The 18,470-nt window shown below is 44.4% G+C and carries 21 protein-coding genes, 1 other RNA gene, 2 pseudogenes and 1 riboswitch; of the genes and pseudogenes, 18 read left to right on the forward strand and 6 right to left on the reverse strand.

What is annotated here, in order from left to right:
- Window positions 1–105 carry an acid-soluble spore protein SspM gene (gene sspM / locus SB24_RS18490; RefSeq protein ID WP_003153525.1) on the reverse strand — a complete coding sequence of 35 codons (105 nt, stop codon included), beginning with the start codon at window positions 103–105 and terminating at the stop codon, window positions 1–3.
- A gap of 206 nt (window positions 106–311) precedes the next feature.
- On the opposite strand from sspM, the gene SB24_RS18495 reads away from it, so the two are divergent.
- Both SB24_RS18495 and SB24_RS18500 read left to right on the forward strand, forming a co-directional pair.
- Window positions 312–557: a DUF5446 family protein gene (locus SB24_RS18495; RefSeq protein ID WP_012117836.1), complete on the forward strand. Its 246-nt coding sequence runs from the start codon at window positions 312–314 to the stop codon at window positions 555–557.
- Window positions 558–602: 45 nt separating this feature from the next.
- Entirely contained in the window at window positions 603–971 is a 369-nt protein-coding gene (locus tag SB24_RS18500) for a YppE family protein (protein ID WP_007409492.1), read from the forward strand.
- A 38-nt stretch (window positions 972–1,009) separates the two neighbouring features.
- Here SB24_RS18500 and SB24_RS18505 read toward each other — a convergent pair whose 3' ends face one another.
- Complete coding sequence (locus tag SB24_RS18505; RefSeq protein ID WP_003153532.1) at window positions 1,010–1,192, reverse strand: YppF family protein; 183 nt, start codon at window positions 1,190–1,192, stop codon at window positions 1,010–1,012.
- 186 nt (window positions 1,193–1,378) lie between these two features.
- Between SB24_RS18505 and SB24_RS18510 the strand changes: the two genes are divergently transcribed.
- Window positions 1,379–1,813: a YppG family protein gene (locus SB24_RS18510; protein ID WP_007409493.1), complete on the forward strand. Its 435-nt coding sequence runs from the start codon at window positions 1,379–1,381 to the stop codon at window positions 1,811–1,813.
- Between the two features lie 29 nt (window positions 1,814–1,842).
- On the opposite strand, the gene SB24_RS18515 is transcribed toward SB24_RS18510, so the two are convergent.
- The gene (locus SB24_RS18515) at window positions 1,843–2,256 is read right to left on the reverse strand and encodes an Hsp20/alpha crystallin family protein (RefSeq protein WP_039254739.1); all 414 of its coding nucleotides are present in this window, start codon (window positions 2,254–2,256) and stop codon (window positions 1,843–1,845) included.
- 138 nt (window positions 2,257–2,394) lie between these two features.
- Between SB24_RS18515 and SB24_RS18520 the strand changes: the two genes are divergently transcribed.
- From SB24_RS18520 to SB24_RS18545, 9 genes and pseudogenes are all read left to right on the forward strand, one after another.
- Window positions 2,395–2,901: a PTS sugar transporter subunit IIA gene (locus SB24_RS18520; protein WP_012117833.1), complete on the forward strand. Its 507-nt coding sequence runs from the start codon at window positions 2,395–2,397 to the stop codon at window positions 2,899–2,901.
- Between the two features lie 98 nt (window positions 2,902–2,999).
- Entirely contained in the window at window positions 3,000–5,246 is a 2,247-nt protein-coding gene (locus SB24_RS18525; protein WP_039254742.1) for a DEAD/DEAH box helicase, read from the forward strand.
- Window positions 5,247–5,265: 19 nt separating this feature from the next.
- Entirely contained in the window at window positions 5,266–6,504 is a 1,239-nt protein-coding gene (locus SB24_RS18530; RefSeq protein ID WP_033574709.1) for a ribonuclease H-like domain-containing protein, read from the forward strand.
- Between the two features lie 121 nt (window positions 6,505–6,625).
- Window positions 6,626–6,733, forward strand: a pseudogene (locus tag SB24_RS20070) (hypothetical protein); the annotation flags it as partial.
- A gap of 83 nt (window positions 6,734–6,816) precedes the next feature.
- On the forward strand, window positions 6,817–7,053 hold the full coding sequence (gene cotD, locus SB24_RS19820) for a spore coat protein CotD (protein ID WP_003153539.1): 237 nt from the start codon (window positions 6,817–6,819) through the stop codon (window positions 7,051–7,053).
- A gap of 88 nt (window positions 7,054–7,141) precedes the next feature.
- Window positions 7,142–7,690, forward strand: a complete 549-nt coding sequence (locus SB24_RS18535; RefSeq protein WP_007409499.1) for an SLOG family protein — start codon at window positions 7,142–7,144, stop codon at window positions 7,688–7,690.
- Between the two features lie 79 nt (window positions 7,691–7,769).
- Window positions 7,770–8,069 (forward strand): cell division regulator GpsB, encoded by a 300-nt coding sequence (gene gpsB, locus SB24_RS18540; protein ID WP_003153541.1) that lies wholly within the window; start codon window positions 7,770–7,772, stop codon window positions 8,067–8,069.
- A gap of 55 nt (window positions 8,070–8,124) precedes the next feature.
- Window positions 8,125–8,506, forward strand: an RNA gene (gene rnpB, locus SB24_RS19825) — RNase P RNA component class B.
- Window positions 8,507–8,602: 96 nt separating this feature from the next.
- Window positions 8,603–9,769 (forward strand): THUMP domain-containing class I SAM-dependent RNA methyltransferase, encoded by a 1,167-nt coding sequence (locus tag SB24_RS18545; protein ID WP_015417697.1) that lies wholly within the window; start codon window positions 8,603–8,605, stop codon window positions 9,767–9,769.
- A 40-nt stretch (window positions 9,770–9,809) separates the two neighbouring features.
- On the opposite strand, the gene SB24_RS19830 is transcribed toward SB24_RS18545, so the two are convergent.
- Window positions 9,810–9,962, reverse strand: a complete 153-nt coding sequence (locus SB24_RS19830; RefSeq protein ID WP_003153548.1) for a YpzG family protein — start codon at window positions 9,960–9,962, stop codon at window positions 9,810–9,812.
- 165 nt (window positions 9,963–10,127) lie between these two features.
- On the opposite strand from SB24_RS19830, the gene SB24_RS18550 reads away from it, so the two are divergent.
- The 5 genes from SB24_RS18550 to pbuX all read left to right on the forward strand — a co-directional run bounded on the left by SB24_RS18550 (window position 10,128) and on the right by pbuX (window position 16,176).
- A complete protein-coding gene (locus SB24_RS18550) occupies window positions 10,128–10,319 on the forward strand; it encodes a hypothetical protein (RefSeq protein ID WP_039254745.1) in 192 nt (63 codons plus the stop codon).
- A 103-nt stretch (window positions 10,320–10,422) separates the two neighbouring features.
- Complete coding sequence (locus tag SB24_RS18555) at window positions 10,423–12,342, forward strand: ATP-dependent DNA helicase (protein ID WP_032866285.1); 1,920 nt, start codon at window positions 10,423–10,425, stop codon at window positions 12,340–12,342.
- 111 nt (window positions 12,343–12,453) lie between these two features.
- Window positions 12,454–13,956 (forward strand): carboxypeptidase M32, encoded by a 1,503-nt coding sequence (locus tag SB24_RS18560; protein ID WP_039254748.1) that lies wholly within the window; start codon window positions 12,454–12,456, stop codon window positions 13,954–13,956.
- A 133-nt stretch (window positions 13,957–14,089) separates the two neighbouring features.
- Window positions 14,090–14,189, forward strand: a riboswitch (purine riboswitch).
- 101 nt (window positions 14,190–14,290) lie between these two features.
- Window positions 14,291–14,875: a xanthine phosphoribosyltransferase gene (gene xpt / locus SB24_RS18565; protein ID WP_039254751.1), complete on the forward strand. Its 585-nt coding sequence runs from the start codon at window positions 14,291–14,293 to the stop codon at window positions 14,873–14,875.
- Complete coding sequence (gene pbuX / locus SB24_RS18570) at window positions 14,872–16,176, forward strand: xanthine permease PbuX (RefSeq protein WP_012117824.1); 1,305 nt, start codon at window positions 14,872–14,874, stop codon at window positions 16,174–16,176. Before xpt ends, pbuX begins: the two co-directional genes overlap by 4 nt.
- 247 nt (window positions 16,177–16,423) lie before the next feature.
- Here the strand turns inward: pbuX and SB24_RS18575 are convergent, their stop codons facing one another.
- Window positions 16,424–16,699 (reverse strand): hypothetical protein, encoded by a 276-nt coding sequence (locus SB24_RS18575; RefSeq protein WP_039254755.1) that lies wholly within the window; start codon window positions 16,697–16,699, stop codon window positions 16,424–16,426.
- A gap of 349 nt (window positions 16,700–17,048) precedes the next feature.
- On the opposite strand from SB24_RS18575, the gene SB24_RS18580 reads away from it, so the two are divergent.
- Entirely contained in the window at window positions 17,049–17,615 is a 567-nt protein-coding gene (locus SB24_RS18580; RefSeq protein ID WP_039254757.1) for a cysteine hydrolase family protein, read from the forward strand.
- 239 nt (window positions 17,616–17,854) lie between these two features.
- Here the strand turns inward: SB24_RS18580 and SB24_RS18585 are convergent.
- Window positions 17,855–18,438, reverse strand: a pseudogene (locus SB24_RS18585) (DUF421 domain-containing protein).
- Window positions 18,439–18,470: the final 32 nt, after the last annotated feature.

Raw genomic sequence — 18,470 nt, forward strand, 5'->3', positions numbered from 1 at the left:
TTACGTGGAAGGGCGGTTTGGGCCGCCTAATTTTTTATCAAGCGTATCAGTCGTTTTTGCTTCGGTTTTTTGCTGTTTACCTGCATTTTTCGGTCTCGTTTTCATACGGCACCTCCTCAACTGTATCGTTTGCATTAACGTGCCGGTTCATACAAAGTTTGCGGCACTTTTTTTGTCGAAAGGCACGCCTTTTAGGATAATCTCTGTTTGTTTGCCGAACTGCTTCTAGTTTTGTCATGTGCAGAGGAGAGCGGTATGAAAACGAGAATTATATTCTAAAGAGACGCAAGTGATAAAAGGGAGGAACATGAATGTCTGTTTACACGAGCAAGGCTGATATTCTCCGTCTGCTTTCTGATATCGAATTCCGGATTTCTGCTGCTGAAAAGACGCTTACCCAAGCAGTCAGATCCTGTCAGGCGGAAGCTGAAGAAATCAGACAGGAGAAACTTTCCCGCCTTGAGGAAGAGGCGCGGGAGCTTCATGTTTGTATTGATGACCTGTTTTTGACTGACCGGCGTAAAAAGGATTTGCCGAGAGCCTGCCGGATCAGCTGATTTTATGCAAAAACTTTGGTACCATATGTACTGAGGTGAGTCCGTTTGCAGACACAGTCGTTATTGGAGCTGACAGAACAAATGATAGAGGCGGTTCTGGAAGCCGAAAAAAGGTATCAGGATGGAAAAGAGTCAGGCCGTTCATATGATTTTTTTGAGATTATTAAACCCGATGTTGAAAAAAGAGACCGGCTTTGCGCGCTTTGGACAGAAGCAGCGCTTGCGTTTATTCAGGAAAACCGTCCGAAATACGTTCATCACGCACAAATTCAGGCCGTTACAGAAAATTTCGGAGAGCTGATGCTCCAATCATATGTTCATCATATTCATAAAAAAAGATACAGGGATTTAACTGAATCTGTTTTATATACGCTTCGTATATTGAGGGATGAAATTGAAAAAGAAGGCAGCTGAAAATGGCTGCCTTCTTTTATATAAAGGGGTCGGGTATGTTATTCATACGCCGGGTTTTCTGCTCCACTTGCTTCGAGAACCTTCATACTGTTTCGAAATTCGGTTGCGGTGAGATGACCTTGAATATAGAGGAATTTTGCAAAGTCCATCAGTTTATCTGCACAATCTGTTTCATATTTTTTCACTTCAGCAAAACGCTTTCTTAAGTATGATACGTTCATAATGGTGCATCCCCTCTCATGTATGTTGAGATTATGGTAACATAACGATTCGACTTTTTTCTGTTTTTAAAAAATTAAGACTTTCGACAGCATTTGACAAAAATCAGAATCACCGAAAGCACATAACCACGGCGGAATTCATACATATATAGCAGAAACTTAGTGAGAGACAAGGGGGAATGTCGTATGCAATGGAGAGCAGAGCCATATCAAAATATGTACCAGCAGCCGGCGGGATATTTCTACCCGCAGCAGATACAGCCGCTGCAGCAGCCGTATCCGCAGCAGATACAGCCATTGCAGCAGCCGCCATATCATCAGCAAGGGCAGTACCCGCAGCAATTTTATCCGAATCAGGAATACGGTCATATGCAGCAGCCGTTTGCTCCCTCTCCTCCTCAGGCAGCCATGCCCGGGGGGCAGCCGGGGTTTGTGAATCCTTACCCCGTTCCCAGACCGAATCAGCAGCAGTCTTCCCAATTCTCAGGCATACTCTCCCAGTTTAAAAAAACGAACGGACAGTTTGACTTTAATAAAATGATAGATACAACGGGGCAGATGGTAAGCGCCGTAAATCAGGTCGGATCGCTGGTGAAAGGCTTCACCAGTATCTTCAAATAAAAAGCATGAATGATATCCATCATTCATGCTTATTTTTTAGGGAAAAAGAGGGTAAGCGTCTGTTCATTCCAGGATGTTTCCATATCTTCTTCACTCACCTTATAAGGGAGGACAACGGTTCTTGTCATGCTTGAAGACACATGGGATGAATGAGCCTGTTTATGATCGTAGCGGATTGTAACGTGAAGGTAGCACCCCTTCGTTTCCACCAGCATATCCCCGTCACGGAACGTCTCGGGAACGCCGATATCAACCGCGAGGCCCTTCGGCTCTTCTCTGACGTCAATCGTCACTTGCGCTTCAGTAAAAGCCGAATTGACAAGGTGCTGAAAACCCTGCATCAATTCTGCGAAGGGACCTGAGTGAAAAAATTGGTCCATCGCATGGCTGATGATGTCCTCATTACTTTGCGGATCAAGTTTATCGTTTTGTGATTGATCCATATGACCACCGCCTTTTTACAAACAGACTATGCGATGTTATGCCGTATGGTTAAGAATTGAAGGAAAAAAGAAAGTATGGTTAAATAGTGGAGAATAAACTGGTAACGGATTCACATTTAGGAAGGGGAGCACAACACATTGCTGAAAAAATTATTCGGATTGGGAGACAGCCGGAAAAAGCCGGCCGAGGAAGTGATTTTTTCTCCGGCTGACGGAGCGGTGATGGATTTGGCTTCAGTGCCGGATCCCGTATTTTCACAAAAAATGATGGGGGACGGGATCGCCGTCGAGCCTGCAAACGGAGACATTGTTTCACCGGTTGAGGGAGAAGTGATTCAGCTGTTCCATACAAAACATGCTGTCGGCATCCGCACCCTTTCCGGAGCGGAACTTTTGATACATGTCGGTTTGGATACCGTCAATATGAACGGCGAAGGCTTTGAAGCGCATGTAAAAGAAGGAGACAAAGTGAAAACAGGCGATCTGCTTTTAACGTGCCGGCTGGATTTAATAAAAGAAAAAGCAAGCAGCACCGTCATCCCTATGGTGATTATGAATGGCGATGCCGCAGAACCTTTGCAATTTGCAGGCGCAAACGAAGCGAAAAAAGGACAAACAGAGCTTTTTACGATAAAAATGAAGTAGGCAGGGGCTGATTCCCTGCTTTTTTTCTTGTGCAGGATTTTCATCTAGCCAGGCAAACAAATATTCGGTAAACTGTACCTCATAAAGAGGTGTGAACGATGAAGAAAAAATCACTGAGCGAACTGATTCAGGAATTAAAAAATCATGAAAATATTGTGCATTGGCATGAAGAGGAACCGCGGGAGGCGAAAACCATGCCGATGCCGGAGCAAGTAGATCGGAAAATTCGGGCGGCTCTCGAAAAGAGGGGGATCGAGCGGCTCTTTACACATCAATACTCCGCTTTTCAGACGGTTCAAAACGGAGAAAGCATTGTGGCTGTCACACCGACGGCCTCCGGAAAAACACTGTGCTATAATCTTCCGGTTCTTCAGTCTATCGCGGAAGATGCCTCAAGCCGCGCGCTTTATTTATTTCCGACAAAGGCGCTCGCGCAGGATCAAAAAAGCGAGCTGAACGAAATCATAGACGAGACGGGCATGGACATTAAAAGCTTTACCTATGACGGAGATACGTCTCCGGCCATCAGGCAGAAAGTCAGAAAAGCCGGGCATATTGTGATCACAAATCCCGATATGCTTCATTCAGCCATTCTTCCCCACCATACAAAATGGGTGAGTCTGTTTGAAAACCTGAAATATATCGTCATTGATGAATTACATACGTACCGGGGCGTATTCGGCAGCCATGTGGCGAACGTCATCCGCCGTTTAATGAGAATCTGCGCTTTTTACGGAAGCACGCCGTCATTTATCTGCACATCCGCCACAATCGCCAATCCGAGGGAATTGGCGGAGCAGCTGACGGGAAAATCAGTGCGCCTGATTGACGATAACGGCGCCCCGGCCGGAAGAAAGCACTTTGCTTTTTACAATCCTCCGATTGTAAATAAACCGCTGCATATTCGAAAAAGCGCCACCGTGGAAGTGAACGAACTTGCCAAAACTTTTTTAAAAAATAAGATCCAGACGATTGTTTTTGCCAGAAGCCGTGTCCGGGTTGAAATTATTTTAAGCCACATTCAGGAGATCGTAAAAAAAGAAATCGGCGCGAAGTCTGTCAGAGGTTATCGCGGCGGATATCTTCCGAAAGAAAGAAGAGAAATAGAGCGGGGGTTAAGAGACGGCAGCATTCTCGGCGTTGTCAGCACAAACGCGCTGGAGCTCGGCGTTGATATCGGCCAGCTTCAGGTCTGCGTGATGACGGGGTACCCGGGCAGTGTCGCGAGCGCATGGCAGCAGGCGGGCCGGGCCGGGCGGCGGCAGGGAGAGGCGCTTATCGTGATGGTGGCGAACTCTGATCCGATTGACCAATATATTGTGCGCCATCCTGATTATTTCTTTAAACGCTCGCCTGAATCTGCAAGGATTAATCCCGATAATCTCATTATACTGGTCGATCACCTGAAATGCGCCGCGTATGAGCTGCCTTTCAGAGCCGATGAAACATTCGGAGAAAATGATGCAAGAGATATTCTCGAGTATTTAGAAGAAGAAGGGGTGCTTCACGAAAACCGCGAACGCTATCACTGGGCGAGCGAATCTTTTCCCGCCTCCAACATCAGTCTCCGTTCGGCGTCACAGGAAAACGTGGTCATCGTTGACCGGTCAGAGACGGCTGATGTAAAAATCATCGGAGAAATGGACCGCTTCAGCGCGATGACGCTTCTTCATGATGAAGCGATTTATCTTCATGAAGGGGTGCAGTACCAGGTTGAAAAGCTTGATTGGGATCATAAAAAAGCGTACGTGCGAAAGGTCGATGTCGAATATTATACAGATGCCAATTTAGCGGTGCAGCTGAAAGTGCTGGACATTGACAGAACGGACAGCAGAAAGAAAACGGCCTTACATTTCGGCGATGTAACCGTGAACGCACTTCCGACAATATTTAAAAAAATTAAAATGACGACATTTGAAAATATAGGATCAGGGCCGATTCATCTTCCAGAAGAAGAACTGCATACCAGTGCTGCCTGGCTTGAATTGAAAGAGACGGATTCGGAGATCGGCGAAAAAACGCTTGAACAGCTGCTTTTAGGCATTGCCCACGTCCTGCAGCATATCGTGCCTGTATACGTCATGTGCGACCGAAATGACGTGCATGTCGTGCCGCAAATCAAAGCCGCACATACCGGACTTCCGACAATCTTTCTGTATGATCATTATCCGGGCGGAATCGGACTTGCCGATGAAGTATATAAGCGATTTGATGAAATCAATGAAGGGGCTGAGCGCCTGATCAGACAATGTCCATGTCAAGACGGATGCCCTTCCTGCATCGGCTCCGAAATAGAAGGAATAGATGCAAAGAAAGCGATACTCCGGCTCTTGAATTACGTGTAAAAGAAAAGGGGGACGAAAGATGTCCTTGAAAAATAAATTAAAGCGGATGAAAAACCACCTGAATGTGCCGGAAGCTGAAAAAAAGCCGGCAGCTTCACAACTTTCGGTCTCGGATATTCAAGTCCCATTTAGAGAAGAATGGGAGGCATTCGGAGTGAAGCCTTTCTTTTTTGAGGATGAATACTGTCTTATCCGCGAAACCGTCTATCCGCTTTCGCACCGCCACGGACGGTACAGCTTCAGTGAACTTGATGACGTCATGGCATTATGGAATAAAGGCGGTTTGACGCATACTTTATCAGCAGAAGGATACGAAAAAAGCCAGCTGTTCTTCTTTGATACTGAAACGACCGGCCTCGGCGGCGGGGCCGGCAATATGATTTTTTTGCTCGGTCATGCAAGAGTGTATGAAGACCGTGTCGCGGTTAAACAGCATCTGCTTCCTAAACCGGGAAACGAGACGGCTCTTTACAAAAGCTTTTTAAGTGAGGTTGACATTACGTCTCTTGTTACGTATAACGGAAAAGCCTTTGACTGGCCGCAGGTAAAAACTAGGCATACATTGCTGCGGGACAGGCTTCCGAAACTTCCTGACTTCGGACACTTTGATCTTCTGCACGGGGCGAGACGGCTTTGGAAACATAAATTAGAGCGTGTATCGCTTTCGGCGGTTGAAAATGAAGAGCTTGCTTTTAAAAGGGACGAAGACACACCTGGTTATTTGGCGCCGATGCTGTATTTTCAATTTTTAAAGGCGGAGGATCCGGCTCTTTTAAAGGGAGTGCTCTCGCATAATGAACAAGATGTGCTTTCCCTCATCGCTCTTTACATCCATATGTCAAAAAAGATTTTTGCATCTTCTGATCAGACGTCAGAACGTCAGGAAGCATACGCCATGGCGAAATGGTTTATCGCTCATAAAGAAACCGATCGGGCTGTTTCACAGCTGGAAGCGCTGCAAGGCAAAGCCTTTGAAGATTCGGATCGGGCCCTTTTTGACTTAGCAATGCTTTATAAAAAACAAAACCGCAGGCAAGACGCCGTGCCCCTTTGGGAGAAACTGACGGGCTCTGATCTTCACATATGCAGACACCAATCAGCGGTAGAGCTGGCGATCTATTTTGAGCATCACGCAAAAAATTATAAAAAAGCTCTGCAGGCCGCGCAGCAGGCGGCAGAAGACGGGGAAATTTCGGAAAAAGAAGCCGAGAAGCTCAATGTGAGAATTGCCCGGCTTAAGAGGAAATATTCTTCTTGAAATATTGCCCGGGAAAGCGCAAAAGCCGAGCTGTTTCGCCAAAAATATTTTTTTCTGAATCCGCATCGATTTTGTTGTAGAATGGTGCCGCATCTTGTAAAATAGCGTTAGTTATTTATAGGGGAGAGTTGGTATGTATAAAGGTGTTTTTTACTTGTTCTTTGTCGTGGTTTTTTTGATTGCGTTTGTATTTTCGAATTTTAAAGACAGCTTGCTGACACACTTTTAAATTGGGTGATTGAATTAGAACATGCACCCTCTTTTCTTCATAACCTAACAGTGTAATAAAAGTTAATGGAGAGGGGATTTAGCATGTTTCATCATCATTGTTGCAGACCAAACGTGATGCCGCCGATTGTCCATCCGACTCATTGCTGTGAACACCATTGCTTTTCTAACACGGTTGTGCCGCATATTCATCCGCAACATACAACTAACGTAAATCACCACAACTTTGAGCACGTTCATTACTATCCGCACACTTTTTCAAATGTTGACCCGACAACTCACCAGCATTTTCAGTGCGGAAGCCCTTGCTGCGATCATTAGTATTGAACGCTTAAGCAAGATCGGTTAGGATATCAGCAAATCAAAATGGGGCCCGATGGGGAGCCCCATTTTTTAAGCAGGTGATCAATTGAAAGTATTAGCCGTAACAGGATACAAGCCGTTTGAACTCGGAATTTTTAAACAGGATGACCGGGCGCTTGTTTATATAAAAAAGGCGATAGAAACCAGACTCAGAAGCTTTATTGACGAAGGCTTGGAATGGATTCTCATATCCGGACAGCTGGGGACTGAGCTTTGGGCGGCAGAAACGGCGTACGATCTCAGGGAAGAGTATCCGGAATTAAAGGTTGCCGTTATCACGCCTTTCTACGGCCAAGAAGAAAAGTGGAAGGAACCGAATAAAGAAATGTATGAAGCGGTGCTTGCTCAGGCAGATTATGAGGAGAGCCTGACGCATCGGCCGTACGAAAGTCCGCTCCAATTCCGGCAGAAAAACGCGTTCTTTATTGAAAAGTCAGATGCGCTTTTGCTTTTATATGATCCTGAAATGGAAGGATCGCCGAAATATATGCTGCAGCAGGCAGAAAAACGCCGTGAAACAGACGGATATCCGATTTATTCGATTACGATGGATGATCTCCGTGCCGCCGTTGAAGAAGAAGATTTCTTTACATAACACGTCAGAGAATATTTGACAACGGGACGTGTTTCTGAATAAAATATAACATGATGATTCACGATATGAGGTGAAAAAGATGCTTGCTGATAAAGTAAAGCTTTCTGCGAAAGACATTTTGGAAAAAGAATTTAAAACAGGCGTTAGAGGTTACAGACAAGAAGACGTTGACAAATTTTTAGATATGATTATTAAGGATTATGAAACCTTTCATCAAGAAATTGAAGAACTGCAGCAAGAAAATCTGCAGCTGAAAAAACAGCTTGAAGAAGCAAGCAAAAAACAGCCGGTGCAGTCCAATACGACCAACTTTGACATTCTGAAAAGGCTGTCCAACCTTGAGAAACATGTATTCGGCAGCAAACTTTATGACGAATAGGGCAGATGCACTTGTCAAATGAGACAAGTTGCTTTATAATGAACAAGTGTTCTTAACGTTCGGGTAATCGCTGCAGATCTTTGAATCTGTAGAGGAAAGTCCATGCTCGCACGGTGCTGAGATGCCCGTAGTGTTCGTGCCTAGCGAAGAAATAAGCTAGGGCAGCCTTGATAGGCTGACGGCAGGAAAAAAGCCTACGTCTCCGGATATGGCTGAGTATCCTTGAAAGTGCCACAGTGACGAAGTCTCATCAGAAATGGTGAGAGTGGAACGCGGTAAACCCCTCGAGCGAGAAACCCAAATTTTGGTAGGGGAACCTTCTTGAAGGAATTGAACAGATAGAAGGACAGAATGCTTTCTGTAGATAGATGATTGCCGCCTGAGTACGAGGTGATGAGCCGATTGCAGTACGACGGAACAAAACATGGCTTACAGAACGTTAAACATTATTGATATGACAAATTAGAGCTCTCCTTTAAAGGGGAGCTTTTATCTTGAATGAAACGAAAGCTTAAAAGAGACAGGGTGATACGATGAAGAAGTACACACTAATAGCGACGGCGCCGATGGGAATTGAAGCGATCGTCGCCAAAGAAGTGCGTGATTTAGGTTATGAATGCAAAGTAGACAACGGAAAAGTCATTTTTGAAGGAGATGCGCTTGCGATCTGCCGCGCTAACTTATGGCTGCGGACGGCTGACCGCATCAAAGTACAGGTCGCCGAGTTTCAGGCGAAAACGTTTGATGAGCTGTTTGAAAAAACAAAAGCGATTGACTGGCGCGCGTACATTCCGGAAAACGCAAAGTTTCCCGTTATCGGAAAATCCGTGAAATCAGTGCTTGCCAGTGTGCCTGACTGCCAGCGGATCGTCAAAAAGGCGATAGCGGAAAAGCTGAAACTTCAATCAGGAAAACAAAATGAATGGATTGAAGAAACGGGCCCCGAGTATAAGGTGGAGATTTCCCTTTTAAAAGATAAAGCCGTGCTTACACTGGATTCATCAGGAACAGGCCTTCACAAACGGGGATACAGGGTTGATCAGGGAGGAGCTCCGATTAAAGAGACGCTCGCTGCCGCGTTAATTCAGTTAACCAACTGGACGCCTGACCGTCCGTTCGTCGATCCGTTCTGCGGTTCCGGCACGATCGCCATTGAAGCCGCTTTAATCGGACAAAACATTGCTCCCGGTTTTAACCGTGATTTTGTTTCAGAAGACTGGGAATGGATCGGAAAAGAACTGTGGGACAAGGCGCGTCTTGAAGTGGAAGAAAAGGCGAACTATGATCAGCCGCTGCAGATCTTTGCCAGTGACGTGGATCACCGGATGGTAAACATCGCCAAAGAAAACGCAGAAGAAGCGGGACTCGGTGACCTGATCGAATGCAAGCAAATGCGGGTGCAGGATTTTACGACGAAACTCGAATACGGCGTAATCGTCGGAAACCCTCCGTACGGCGAACGGCTCGGCGAAAAAAGGGAAGTCGAGCAGATGTATAAAGAAATGGGCCGGGCATTTGAATCTCTTGATACATGGTCTGTCTACATGTTGACGTCAAATGAACAATTTGAAGAGGTCTACGGAAGAAAAGCAACCAAAAAACGGAAGCTCTTTAACGGTTTTATCAAAACGGATTATTATCAGTACTGGGCTAAAGTGCGGCCGCAGCGGAAAAAGCCGCAACAAAGAGAAGACGCCTGAAACAGCGTCTTCTCCGGCATCTTTACGTTTTATTCTGCCATTACCAGCGGTGCGCTTTTGCGTTGCTCCGTAAAATAATGTTGGTCTGGGACATTTCGGTGTGGCCGTTCACTTGCGATTTAGAGCGTTTCGGCCGCGTCCAATTGTGATGAAACAATTCAGAATGCTGATCTAATCGATCTTTATAACTCATGTAACCATCACTCCCGGATAGAATAATTTTGTGAAGATGGATATTCGATCGAATATCTGTTGTAGTTTGTGCAGGTCAGGTGCGGATCATTCAGAATGGCATGTATAGAAAGTGAAGCATCGGCATAGAATGATGATTATTTCTATTTGAGAGGTGATCTATTTTATGCTGAACAGCGAGCATTTCAGTAAAATACGTAAGGCGTTAGACGCAACTGCTTTCCGGCTGGAGGAAGCCGGAGCGGAGTTCGGTCCTTCCGCCATGACACACGCACAGGAAGAACTTGAAAATGCGGTAAAACATACACATTCAACAGACCATCCGTTCCTATGTACACATATCATTAACCGGAAATGATAATGGCAAAAACTTGGCGAGGCCAAGTTTTTTTGTTGTATTGAAAAGGGTTAAATGATATTATAGATGGTCTGAATGCCGAATAGTTAGGGGTTGGAGTTGGGTGACAACATCACGTTTGCCTTTTGCTTTAACAAAAGAAAAGAATTTTTACGAAGAATTGAACAATTGGATTGGTGACGTGTTTTACGATATCCTTCCCGAGAAAGGCTTTGACCTTCGGGATGAGCAGGTATTTATGGCGTTTCAGCTTGAACGGGCATTTAAAGAGAAAAAGGTCATGTTCGCTGAGGCAGGAGTCGGTACGGGGAAAACGCTGGTATATCTGCTGTTTGCCATCAGCTATGCCAGATATACGGGTAAACCGGCCATTATCGCCTGCGCCGATGAAACGTTAATTGAACAGCTTGTCAAAAAAGAAGGCGACATTTCCAAGCTGACAGAACATTTGGATCTGCAGATTGATACACGGCTGTCCAAATCCCATGAGCAGTATCTGTGTCTGAAAAAGCTTGAGAAAACGATGCAGCGTTCTGATGATGAAAAGTGGCTGGATCTTTATGAGTCCCTGCCTTCATTCGTACACGAATCACAAGCGATGCAGCGCTTTTATCCGTACGGCGACCGCAAACAGTACGCTGATTTGACGAATGAAGAGTGGGCAGGCGTCAGCTATGATTCCTTCCAAGATTGTTTAACTTGTGATATGAGACATAGATGCGGTTTAACACTTTCAAGAGATCATTACAGAAAATCAACGGATCTGATTGTTTGCTCCCATGATTTCTACATGGAGCATGTATGGACGGAAGAATCACGCAAAAGGGAAGGACAGCTGCCGCTTTTGCCGGATCACAGCGCCGTCGTGTTTGATGAAGGACATCTGCTGGAATTCGCCGCGCAAAAAGCGTTAACGTATCGTGTGAAGCAGTCGACGCTTGAGCTGTTTTTAGAGCGTCTGCTTCAAAATGATATCAGAGAGGAATTCGCCGAACTGATTGAAGATGCCCTTGCCGCAAACGATGAGTTTTTCTATGTGCTGTCAGAGGAATCGAAGGAAATCGCAGGCTCTCACCGATTGGACATCCAAAACGATCAGCGTGTTAAGCGTGCGGCTGACGAACTGTGCCGTCTGCTCGATAAAATCGGCGAGGCGCTCGTATTTGAATCGGAAATGTATACGATCGATAAGTACGAGCTGTCAGTTGTAGAAGAATACGTCGAACAAATGGCATATTCGCTGTCGCTGTATCAAAAGGATGCCATCAGCTGGCTTGAAACGCGGGATACAGACTCAACGTTTGTCGTTATGCCGAGAACAGTAGCCGAAGTTTTGGGAGAAAAGGTCTTTTCTAAAAAGATCCCTTATATCTTCTCATCGGCCACTCTTTCTGAGGGCGGTTCATTTGATTATATCGCTGACAGCCTCGGAATCCGTGATCCTTTATCATTCACCGTTGAATCTCCGTACGATTACGAGGAGCAAATGTCTGTTGCGCTTCACGGTGACATGACGTCTGAGCAGAAAACAGCCGAAACGATTGAAACCATTAAGAAGAATGAAGGACGCACCCTCGTTCTTTTCCCTTCCTTTGAAGACATGAAGGAATTTAAAGAACAGGCTGCCGCGTGGGAGCTGCCGTATCCGATATACTACGAAGGTGACGAAGAGATCAGCAGTCTGGTCGAAAAATTCCAGCGGGATGAAGAATCCGTGCTTTGTTCCGTCCACTTATGGGAAGGTCTTGACATTCCCGGTGACTCGCTCCGGAATGTGACCATTTGGGCATTGCCGTATCCGCCTCATGATCCCGTGTTTACCGCAAAGCGGAATGGAGCGAAAAAAGATCCGTTTGAGGAAGTTGATCTGCCGTACATGCTCTTAAGAGTCCGGCAGGGAATCGGCCGCCTCATCCGTTCTAATCAGGACAGCGGAACCATATCCATTTATGCGGGCGGAGAAAGTGAACGGGTCTTGGCCGAAGTCAAAAAGGTTTTGCCTGTTACACCGAAAATCGTATAAAAACAACAGCTGCAGGATTCTTATCCTGCGGCTTTTTTAAATCTGGGAAGTTGACTTTATCACGGCATTCCATTAGCCTGTAATTGATAGTGAAAAGGGAGGGGAACGGATATGGATTTACATACATATGAAAAAGAGTTTTTTGATCTGTTAAAAAGGGTGTCCCACTATGAAGAAGCCATTGCGCTTATGCACTGGGACTTAAGAACGGGAGCCCCGAAAAAAGGCTCTGATGACCGGGCGGAAAGCATCGGACAGCTGTCGGCTGACGTTTTTCAAATCCAGACATCCGACCGGATGAAAGAGCTGATCGACATCCTTCTCGCGCATGCAGAGGAGCTCTCTGAAGATACAGTGAAAGCGGCGGAACTTGCGAAAAAAGATTATGATCATAATAAAAAAATTCCTGAAGATGAGTATAAAGAATATGTCATTTTAACATCGAAAGCTGAAACGGCTTGGGAGGATGCAAAGGCTGCCTCTGATTTTTCTATGTTTGCTCCGTACCTTGAGAAGCTGATTGATTTTAATAAGCGGTTTATTTCGTATTGGGGCTATGAAGATCATCCATACAACGCATTGCTCGATATTTTCGAACCGGGTGTTACGGTAAAGGTGCTGGATCAGCTGTTTTCTGAATTGAAGGAAGCGATTATTCCGCTTATCAAAAAAGTGACGGAATCCGGCAATAAACCGGACACTTCCTTTATAACGAAAACGTTTTCGAAAGAACAACAAAGAGCCCTCTCCTTGTATTTCTTAAAAGAGTTCGGGTATGATTTTGACGGCGGCCGCCTGGACGAGACGGTGCATCCGTTTGCGACGACAATCAACCGGGGCGATGTGCGGGTGACGACCAGATATGACGAAAACGATTTCCGCACGGCAATTTTCGGAACGATTCATGAATGCGGGCATGCGATCTACGAGCAGAATATTGACGAAGCGTTGAGCGGAACGAACTTATCTGACGGTGCATCCATGGGAATTCATGAATCCCAATCATTATTTTATGAAAACTTTATCGCCAGAAATCAACATTTCTGGACCGCCTATTATGAAAAAATGGTTGAGGCTTCGCCTGATCAATTTCAAGATGTGAAAAGAGAGGACTTTGTACGCGCCGTAAATGAGGCGAAACCGACATTTATCCGAATTGAAGCCGATGAGCTGACATATCCGCTTCATATTATTATCCGTTATGAAATTGAAAAAGCGATTTTCAGCAATGAAGTGACAGTGGAAGAACTGCCTGCATTGTGGAATCAAAAATATCATGATTATTTAGGCATTACGCCGCCATCTGACGCAAAAGGCATTTTGCAGGACGTACATTGGGCGGGCGGCGATTTCGGCTATTTCCCTTCCTATGCGCTCGGATATATGTATGCGGCACAGCTGAAGCATACCATGCTTGACGATCTGCCTGAATTTGACCAATTAATAGAACGGGGCGATTTTGAGCCGATCAAACAATGGCTGACAGAAAAGGTTCATCAGCACGGAAGACGCAAAATGCCGCTTGACATCATAAAAGATGCAACGGGAGAAGAGCTGAACGTTCAATATCTCATTGAGTATCTCGTCGGCAAATATTCAAATTTATATTTATAAACGAAACGCCCGGTATACACCGGGTGTTTTTCTAAAAATTCTAAAAACACGAATAATCGAAAACAAATTCTTTGTAAAAGTTCGGAAATATTCAAATTTCACTATGCAAAAGAAGTGTATCTTGTTATAATTTGATTAATATCATACGAACACTCATATAATCGCGTGGATATGGCACGCAAGTTTCTACCGGTCACCGTAAATGTCCGACTATGAGTGAGCAATGGGACGGCTTTTATTCGGCCGTTGCGTGTAGATCATTCGGCATTGCTTGCTCTTTTTTTGGAGAGCGGGCAATGCTTTTTTTATTTTTTTATAAGCGGGGGTAATCATTGTGGAAGCATTAAAACGAAAAATAGCAGAAGACGGAATTGTTCTTTCTGATCAAGTGCTGAAAGTGGATTCTTTTTTAAACCATCAAATTGATCCGGTTCTCATGCAGCAGATCGGCCGGGAATTTGCGCGCCGTTTTGAAAAAGACGAGATAACCAAAATCGTCACAATTGAATCTTCGGGCATTGCCCCTGCGGTGATGGCCGGCCTTGAACTCGGCGTTCCCGTCATCTTTGCGAGAAAAAGGAAGTCTCTCACATTAACAGATGATCTGCTGACGGCATCCGTCTATTCTTTCACGAAAAAAACAGAAAGTCAGATTGCTGTCTCCGGAAATCATCTGTCGAAAGAAGACCGCGTGTTAATCATTGACGACTTTTTAGCGAACGGACAGGCGGCAGAAGGACTTTTATCCATCGTAAAACAAGCAGGCGCAGCGGTTTGCGGGATCGGAATCGTCATTGAAAAGTCATTTCAGCCGGGAAGAGATGAGCTGGTGAAAAAAGGATGCCGGGTCGAATCACTGGCGAGAATTCAATCGCTTGAAGACGGAAAAGTGACATTTGTACAGGAGGTCCGTTCATGAAAAACGGCTATGCCAAAACACTTTCCCTCGGTATCCAACACGTGCTTGCCATGTATGCCGGCGCCGTCGTCGTTCCTTTAATTGTAGGAGCGGCATTGGGACTGAACGCAGAACAGCTGACATATCTCGTATCAATTGACATTTTTATGTGCGGGGCGGCTACGCTGCTTCAAGTATGGAGGAATAAATGTTTCGGCATCGGCTTGCCTGTTGTGCTCGGCTGTACGTTCACCGCGGTAGCGCCGATTATTTCCATCGGTAAGGAGTACGGGATTTCAGCCATTTACGGAAGCATTTTGGCATCGGGTCTGCTTGTCATTCTGCTGTCGTTTTTCTTTGGCAAGCTCGTATCCTTTTTCCCGCCTGTCGTAACCGGATCTGTCGTGACGATTATCGGGATGACCTTAATGCCGGTCGCGATGAATCATATTGCCGGCGGGGAAGGCAGCAAGGATTTCGGTGATCCGGCTAACCTTGCCCTCGGATTTACGGTGCTCGTCATCATCGTGCTGCTTTATCGGTTTACAAAAGGATTTTTGAAATCCATTTCGATTTTAATCGGCATTGTCATCGGGACGGCCATCGCATATTTTATGGGAAAAGTGCAATTTGACAATGTGGCGAATGCTGACGCAATTCAAATGATTAAACCGTTTTACTTCGGGACGCCGACATTTCATGCGGCACCGATTATTACGATGTCCATCGTTGCCATTGTCAGCCTTGTTGAGTCAACCGGCGTCTATTTCGCTCTCGGTGACCTGACAAACAGGCGCCTGTCTGAACGTGATTTAGCAAAAGGCTACCGCGCGGAAGGTCTGGCGGTGTTCATCAGCGGCATTTTCAATGCTTTTCCGTATACGGCCTATTCCCAAAACGTCGGTCTCGTGCAGCTGACGGGGATTAAGAAAAACGCGGTCATCGGTGTCACGGGCGCACTTTTAATGCTCTTCGGCCTTTTTCCGAAAATCGCAGCCTTCACGACCATCATCCCGTCTTCCGTACTGGGAGGCGCGATGGTGGCCATGTTCGGCATGGTCATCTCCTACGGCATTAAAATGCTCAGTCAAATTGACTTTAAAAAGCAGGAAAACCTTCTGATTGTCGCGTGTTCGGTCGGATTGGGACTCGGTGTAACCGTCGTTCCCGATATGTTTAAGCACCTGCCGTCTTACTTAAATCTGCTGACCACAAACGGAATCGTCGCCGGAAGCTTTACCGCCGTCCTTTTGAATATTATTTATAATATGATTCCTAAAACGAAAAAAACCCTTGATGTGACAAGGGTTCAAGAGGGTTAGTCATCCGTTTTTCTTTAAAATAACATCTTATTCTATCCAGATCGAGGATGCTTCCGAAAGTTTGCTGAACTTTTTGTGAGGCATCCTCTTTCATTTATTAGTTTCATTGTTTGAAAAGAAACAAATTGAGTGATGAGGCATCCGCCTTATTTCGCCGAAAAACCGTCCCGGACTATATGTACGTGAACGAGTATCTTGTGCATGGATCCTTACAAATGAGAGTGAAAAGAAGGGAAAGCCCCTTCTTTTAATTAATCCATCCTTCAAAAGTTGCACGATAGAACCCTTCGATTATCTCTACTTTCTTAAGGTAATATGTAACACCATTCTTAACAGTTGTATTTGGGATATCCCATCTATGAAGGTAATCTATTGTAAAAGAATCTTTGGTCGCTTGTGTCGAAATTTTTGTTTGAGTTGAGTCGCTATTTGTATGACCAGGGCTAGATGCAAAAGCAGGGGCAGCGGAAACGAGTAAAGCGAGAGACAAGGCAGAACCAGTTAAAACTTTTTTTAATTTCATTTTAAACACTCCTTTGTTTTTTAATACACTTGTATTATTACATACAATACAAAAATAACCAAGGTTTTTTTTGTTAATATTTTGTGAGCGTGAATGTAGTTAGGGGCAGTCCTTTCATTCACTGTTGCGGCTTATTTCAGAATATTGATAAGTATATAGAGAAAAAGAGTTGAATATTGCTGGCTTCTGGTGAGCTGCAGCTTTTGAGTGAGTGCTTGCTTTTAGCTATTCCAGCGCTTTTCCAACGGGGAAGGTGCGATATGAAATTTAACACTGAAACAATTGTACAAAAGTAAAATCTTTATTTAAAATGTTATAAATACGAATTTTCAATATAGGAGGTTATCTTATGGCAGAAAAGAAAAAAGCTTTAATCATTGTGGATGTACAAAAAGCCTTTGATGATAAAAAGTGGGGAGAACGAAATAACGTTAAGGCGGAAGAAAATATAAGCAAAATACTGAAATTATGGAGAGAAAAAGGATGGACAGTCATATACATACAACATATTTCTGATAAACCTGGTTCTTTATTTTATCCAAAAAATGAGGGGGTTGCTATAAAGGGAATCGTTAAACCTATGGATAAAGAAGTCATTATAACCAAGAAAGTAAACAGCAGCTTTATTGGGACTAATCTAGAAGAGCTTTTAAAAGCAAATGATATAACAACTGTCGTAATCACTGGCTTGACTACGCCGCACTGTGTTTCAACAACCACAAGGATGAGCGGTAATTTAGGATTTGATACATACCTGATTTCAGATGCAACAGCAGCCTTCGAAATGAGAGACCAAAATGATACATATTATGATGCAGAGACTATTCATAATATATCTCTGGCCACGTTGCATGATGAATTTGCCACAATATTAACGACTGATCAATTAATCAATGATTTTATAAAAACAAACTGATTAACATTATGGCTAAGGCCGGCGGTAGGGATAGGCGGCTGAAATTCAGGCGCATACAAGGACCTCTTCGGAAAATACGGGGGTTGCCGACTCTTTTCATCGTCGCAATATATATTGAAAAAGGCATCTGCTTCAGATGCTTTTTTTGTTTCTTGTAAACCGGTTTCGGTAAAAAATGGCGGTTAACGGTCTGATTCGGTTTCGGTTTTGAATAACAAAAGGCTTTACTAATCAGCGAATTATTCAAGATTTTTTGGCTTGTGCTGAGTCTGGTGTTTTTTGATTTCCTCGAATAGATTGGCTTGATCATCTTTTTGAGGCTGAGACTCTTTGTTAAGGAATTTTGGATCGATCACATTTTTAATATCTTTGATGGTTAAAGGCTTACAGTCATCTTTTAATTCGTAGCCTAATTGTCCATTAGCTTCTAAAGTGGCATATTTAATTGTGTTTATGTTTGAAATGCCAAGAAGTCTTAAACGCATTTCGAGTTGATCTGCTGTCAGTCTCAGCTTCTTTAAGTTTTCTATATTGAGTTGGCCGTCTTCTATAACGAATTTAGATTTTCCGGTTAAAAAGATTCAATCCAGTTTACTTTTACTTGAAACCATTCCATCAAAATCAAAGCGCTAAAAAGGATAGACGCAGCGATTAATGTTTTCAATAAACTGGTTTCTAAAATGGGGTGAACGATAATCGTACCGATTGAAATCATCACCAGTGTCTGTGCAATGGTCATTTGTGCAATGGATTTTCTCCCTGAAATTCTCAGTAAGATCATTCCGAATACAATTATAATTAATTCTTCCCAAGCAAATCTCATGTTATCACCCTGGGTTGTGTCCTATCAAAAAT

It is taken from the genome of Bacillus sp. Pc3, from assembly GCF_000815145.1.
GTDB lineage: Bacteria > Bacillota > Bacilli > Bacillales > Bacillaceae > Bacillus > Bacillus velezensis.